The sequence below is a fragment of the Pedobacter sp. UBA5917 genome, assembly GCF_002432345.1.
Taxonomy (GTDB): Bacteria; Bacteroidota; Bacteroidia; order Sphingobacteriales; family Sphingobacteriaceae; genus Pedobacter.
Map to the genome: position 1 here is coordinate 1 of NZ_DJDT01000307.1, position 5,037 is coordinate 5,037.

Consider the following 5,037-nt stretch of genomic DNA (forward strand, 5'->3'; position numbering starts at 1 on the left):
GTGGTGGTTGCCGCCGCCCGGTTGTTTTTGCTGGCGGTTTTCATCGCGTTGTGGCTTTTCCTGTTTTTCTTTTGGCTCCTGTTTCTGTTTCGGCGCAACCGGAAGTACTTCTGCACTTTCTTCGATCAAAGCCGAAATCGGTTTTACACTTTCTTCGGTTTCAATAATCCTGTCAGGCTGTCTTTCTGGTTGCTGGTGCTGTGGCTCATCAAAAAGGGTTACCGATTCTCTTTTTCTCGCTACAGGAGCAGCTTCATCTTTATTTAACCTTGCTCTTTTTTTAACCGGTTTATCTTCGGTTACCGCAGGTTTCTCTGCTACAACTTCGGATGCTGCTGCTGCCGCTGCTGCAACTTTTGGTGCTCTTTTGGCTTTTGGTGCAGGCGCTGCTGCAACAGGTTCGATTTCACTATATGGATCTGAAGATGCAGCCTTGGCAGCATTTATAATTTCCTGTTGGTGTAATAATACTTCAACAAGGTCGATTTTTCTTAGGGAGTCGGCATTTTCAATGCCATAGCTTTTTGCCAGCTCACGTAATTCTGTTGTGAGCTTATCATTTAATTCTGTTTTGCTAAACATTCTAAATATATATGTTTCAAGAAATTTGTCATTTTTTTATAACGGATGTTTTCTGTTATAAATCTGCAGGCCTAAAAATATTTGTGTTAGCGTAAGCCCGGCTTTTTCAATTGTGTATAAATTCTTAAGGCTATAAAACATTAAATGAGTAATCGGGACAATGCTCAAACTGTTTCATAATTGTTTATAAGCTGAATAAAAAGCAAACTTTGCTTTCAAAAAAGGATTACAAAAATAAATCTTGATAAAATTTTTCTGGGAATATTCAGATAAACGGTTGAGAAATTATGGTGCAATTGTATGTATTTGAAACGTAATCTGCAAGCAAAAGTTTAAAATGTTTATAAAAATATTTTTTTTGGGATTTTTTTATGTCCCATAAAACTTAAAAATCTTCATATTTGCAGCAAATAAGCCCATATATGACAAAACAACAACTTTTTGAGCAGATACAAAAAAAACGTTCATTTTTATGTGTCGGATTAGATTCTTCACTGGATAAGATCCCGAAACACCTGTTAAAATATGAAAATCCGATCCTCGAATTCAATAAACAGATTATCGATGCCACAAAAGATCTTTGCGTAGCTTATAAACCCAATACCGCTTTTTACGAATGTTATGGTAAAAAAGGATGGGAAACTTTGATCGAAACCTGGAAATACATTCCAAAGGATATTTTTTCTATTGCCGATGCAAAACGCGGTGATATCGGTAATACTTCTGCCATGTACGCCGAAACCTTTTTTAATGAGGCTTCATCAGAAATGAGTTTCGATTCGGTTACTGTTGCACCTTACATGGGAAGCGATTCGGTTACCCCGTTTTTAACCTTTAAAGATAAATGGGTAATTCTTTTGGCTTTAACCTCGAACAGTGGACATGCCGATTTCCAATTGCAGGAAATTGGTGAAGATAAACTTTTCGAAAAAGTGCTTAAAACCTCGCAAACATGGGCTACAGATGAGCAGATGATGTATGTTGTAGGCGCTACACGCGGTGCGGCCTTTGGCGATGTGCGTAAACTGGCTCCTGATCATTTTCTTTTGGTGCCGGGTGTTGGTGCGCAGGGAGGGGATTTGAAAGAAGTTTGTAAATACGGGTTAAATTCGCAGTGTGGATTGTTGATCAACTCATCAAGAGGGATTATTTATGCCAGCCAGGGCGAAGATTTTGCAGAAAAGGCAAGGCAGGAGGCATTGAAACTGCAAAAAGACATGGAGCAGATATTGCTTGATACGGGATTGGTGTAGTTAATTCCTATCACAAAGCAAGTCTTCCATAGTTCGTCATTTCGAGCGGAGTGCAACGCAGGCGAGAACCTGAAGGCTCAGCGAAACTAAATCTGTCTTGGATAGATCTCTCCGCTCCACTGCGTTTCGGTCGAGATGACGTTCGTTTATTAAGTTGTCATCCTGAGCGGAGTCGAAGGATCTTTACCGAGTTATTGATGAAGACTCTGTCCTGATTGCGCATATTCAATAGTTATCAGATAAAACTACTTTCTATAGTCACTTCGATTTCTTTACTAAAAGTGATATATTCTTTTACATATCATAGATTTTAATTTACAAGCCTCAGGAATTCCTTATCTTGAAGCATGAATTTTCCGGAAGATTTTCTTCATTATGTATGGCAGTTCAGGTCGTTTGATTATAACGACCTGCAGACCACCAGTGGTGAAAGCCTGAAAATCATCAATCCCGGGCTGCTCAATAAAAACGCCGGACCGGATTTTTTTCATGCCAAGATCGAAATAGGCGATACCACCTGGGCAGGTAATGTAGAAATACACATCAGATCATCCGATTGGCTGAAACACTATCATCAGAAAGATCCATCTTACGAAAATGTGATCCTGCATGTGGTTTACGAGCATGATGTTGAAATAAAAAGAATGGACGATACGGTTCTGCCTGTTTTAGAGTTGAAAAGGCGTATTTCTGCTGATCTGATCAAAAAATACGAAAACCTGTTCCTTACCTTAACCGATTTTCCCTGCGTTGCCCAGATTGGAACCGTTGATCCGTTAATTGTTGATTCTTTTTTATCGAGGACTTTGGTGGAACGCTTTGAGCAAAAAACTCATGCGGTAACAGAATGCCTAAACGAACTGAACGGGAACTGGGATGAAACTTTTTTCCGTTTCCTGGCCCGGAATTTTGGTTTCAAAATAAATGCACTGCCCTTTGAGCTTCTTGCAAAAGCAGTTCCGCAAAATATTTATGCAAAACATAAGGATAACCCACTTCAGATTGAAGCATTGGTTTTTGGTGCTGCGGGTTTTTTAAACGATCAGTTTGATGAAGCATACCCTAAAAAACTAAAGGCCGAATTCCAGTTCCTTAAAAAGAAATATAATATCAAACCGGTTGAAGTTTCGGTGTGGAAATTTATGAGGATGCGTCCGCAGAACTTTCCAACCATCCGTTTGGCCCAGTTTGCAGCACTGATTGTTAAGGCCAATCATCTTTTTTCTAAGATAATGGAAATAAAAGAGGTGGATAGGTTACGTTCTTTATTCGAAAGCCTGCCGGTAAATGATTACTGGAAAACACACTATCACTTTAAAAAAGAAGCTTCTTCCGTAAATATCCAGATCGGCAAAATATCGGTTGATAATATCCTGTTAAATACGGTAACGTTATTTTTGTTTGGCTATGGGAAACACACCGATACACGGTTTTACATTAACAGGGCAGTAAAATTACTGGAAACCTTACCGGCCGAACAAAATGCAATTATTGATAAGTATGTTGCAGCAGGATTGCATGTTCGGCATGCATTTACCTCACAGGGGATTTTACAGTTGAAAAAGCAGTATTGTGATACAAAAAAATGTCTATCTTGTGGTATCGGAATTAAAATTTTAAAACAGGCTTAATTCTCAATATTTACCAAACTTTCTAACCTATAATCCGTTTAAGACATTATGGAATTCCCACATGAGCTAAAAGAACTTTATCCCGATCAGATTATCGAAGTTAGGGGCAATGCAGATGCCTTAACAGTTATATTGCGCAAGGAAGCTGATATTCATAAATTTAAGGCCGAACTGGTTAAAAAGTTCTCCGGTTTGGAAGAACACCAGACCCTTTTTATCAAACACGAGGATAAACAGGATTTTGAAAAACTGGTTCTGGAATAGTTAAAGATCGAAATTTAAATTATTGCCTGTTTAACCAATTAATTTATTTAAATTAGAACTGGAAAACAAATCCATCATCCGGGAGCAATAATTTGTTGTGCGATACCGTTAATAGGGTTTTAAAAATGAGCTGAAAATGTTTCAGAGAATTATAACTTATTTTGAGCAGCAGAGTTTTGGTGTATCTACCTATTTAGCCAATAAACTGAATATGAGTACGGCAAAAGTGCGTTTATTCTTTATTTATTCGTCTTTTTTAGCGGTGGGTTTCCCGATCCTCTTCTATTTTTTGGCCGCGGTAGTGCTCGATATCCGTACCTATATGAAAAGAATGCGCTTGAGAATATGGGAGTAAGCATGTAAGATGTTTAATGTAAAATGGATAATGGAAGAGTAAATCTGCACTTTGGACTAAAGACTTATGACTTTGGACTCACGACTAATTAATCATCGTCTCTTAAAATTTCTGCAATTTCATTAAAACCTTTTTCAGCAGCCAAATCGGCAGGTAATTTGCCACCTTCCATGCGTAAGCTAACTTCTGCGCCGTGTTCTAAAAGTACAATAATCATTTCTATGTTCCCCAATTGCGCTGCGGTGTGTAATGGCGCAAGACCTGCTTTTTGGCAAACATTTGGATAGGCCCCGGCATCAAGCAGCATTTTGGTGATGTTGAAATTATTGGCTGCTACGGCTGAGTGAATAGGGAATACGTTAAAGCCATTTTTTGAAGCCAGGTTAACATCTGCTCCTTTCGATATCAGGAAACGGGCTAAATCTTCGTGGCCGAAATAACAGGCGAGGCCAAGTGGCGTAAAACCATCTTCAGAAAATTGGTTAATGCTATCGGGATTTTGGAAAATCAACATGCTGGCCGCATCAAATTTGCCAACTGCACAAGCCTCGAATAAGGTTAAGTTATCTACAAATTCGGCAATTAAGTCGGCTATTTCCTGCTTTTTATAATAACAGGCCAATAATAACGGCGAAATATGATGGGAGGTATCAATGCTGGCCAATTTTGGGTTTTCTACCAAAATTTCTTTTACCGATTGTAAATTTCCTGCCTCAATTTGTTCTTCGAGCTGCGCTATACCCATAATGTTATTTAAAAATCGACTTAAATTACCAAAAATTAAGGAATTGTAAACTTTATTGCCTAAATATATATAGTGTGAAGCAAAATAACAACTCTACCAGGCCTCGTAGGTGTTTAAAACCTATAAGGTCTGTAAAGAACGAAAGACCCAGGTAAAATAAACCTGATAGAACGTAAAGCCCGGATCCCGATTTTTCATCGGGAGAGG

At 38.6% G+C, this 5,037-nt stretch carries 6 protein-coding genes; 4 read left to right on the forward strand and 2 right to left on the reverse strand.

Annotated features, from left to right (window positions below; genetic code table 11):
* Positions 1 to 582 (reverse strand): Rho termination factor N-terminal domain-containing protein (locus tag B2V92_RS21425; protein ID WP_293312045.1); only part of this gene is annotated, 582 nt, incomplete at its 3' end.
* A gap of 422 nt (positions 583 to 1,004) precedes the next feature.
* Between B2V92_RS21425 and pyrF the strand changes: the two genes are divergently transcribed.
* The 4 genes from pyrF to B2V92_RS21445 all read left to right on the forward strand — a co-directional run bounded on the left by pyrF (position 1,005) and on the right by B2V92_RS21445 (position 4,085).
* Positions 1,005 to 1,835 carry an orotidine-5'-phosphate decarboxylase gene (gene pyrF, locus B2V92_RS21430; RefSeq protein ID WP_293312046.1) on the forward strand — a complete coding sequence of 277 codons (831 nt, stop codon included), beginning with the start codon at positions 1,005 to 1,007 and terminating at the stop codon, positions 1,833 to 1,835.
* Positions 1,836 to 2,182: 347 nt separating this feature from the next.
* Positions 2,183 to 3,466 (forward strand): DUF2851 family protein, encoded by a 1,284-nt coding sequence (locus tag B2V92_RS21435; RefSeq protein ID WP_293312047.1) that lies wholly within the window; start codon positions 2,183 to 2,185, stop codon positions 3,464 to 3,466.
* A gap of 48 nt (positions 3,467 to 3,514) precedes the next feature.
* Positions 3,515 to 3,730, forward strand: a complete 216-nt coding sequence (locus B2V92_RS21440) for a hypothetical protein (protein ID WP_293312048.1) — start codon at positions 3,515 to 3,517, stop codon at positions 3,728 to 3,730.
* Between the two features lie 136 nt (positions 3,731 to 3,866).
* A complete protein-coding gene (locus B2V92_RS21445) occupies positions 3,867 to 4,085 on the forward strand; it encodes a PspC domain-containing protein (protein WP_029277136.1) in 219 nt (72 codons plus the stop codon).
* Between the two features lie 88 nt (positions 4,086 to 4,173).
* Here B2V92_RS21445 and B2V92_RS21450 read toward each other — a convergent pair whose 3' ends face one another.
* Positions 4,174 to 4,830 carry an ankyrin repeat domain-containing protein gene (locus B2V92_RS21450; RefSeq protein ID WP_293312049.1) on the reverse strand — a complete coding sequence of 219 codons (657 nt, stop codon included), beginning with the start codon at positions 4,828 to 4,830 and terminating at the stop codon, positions 4,174 to 4,176.
* Between the last annotated feature and the right edge of the window lie 207 nt (positions 4,831 to 5,037).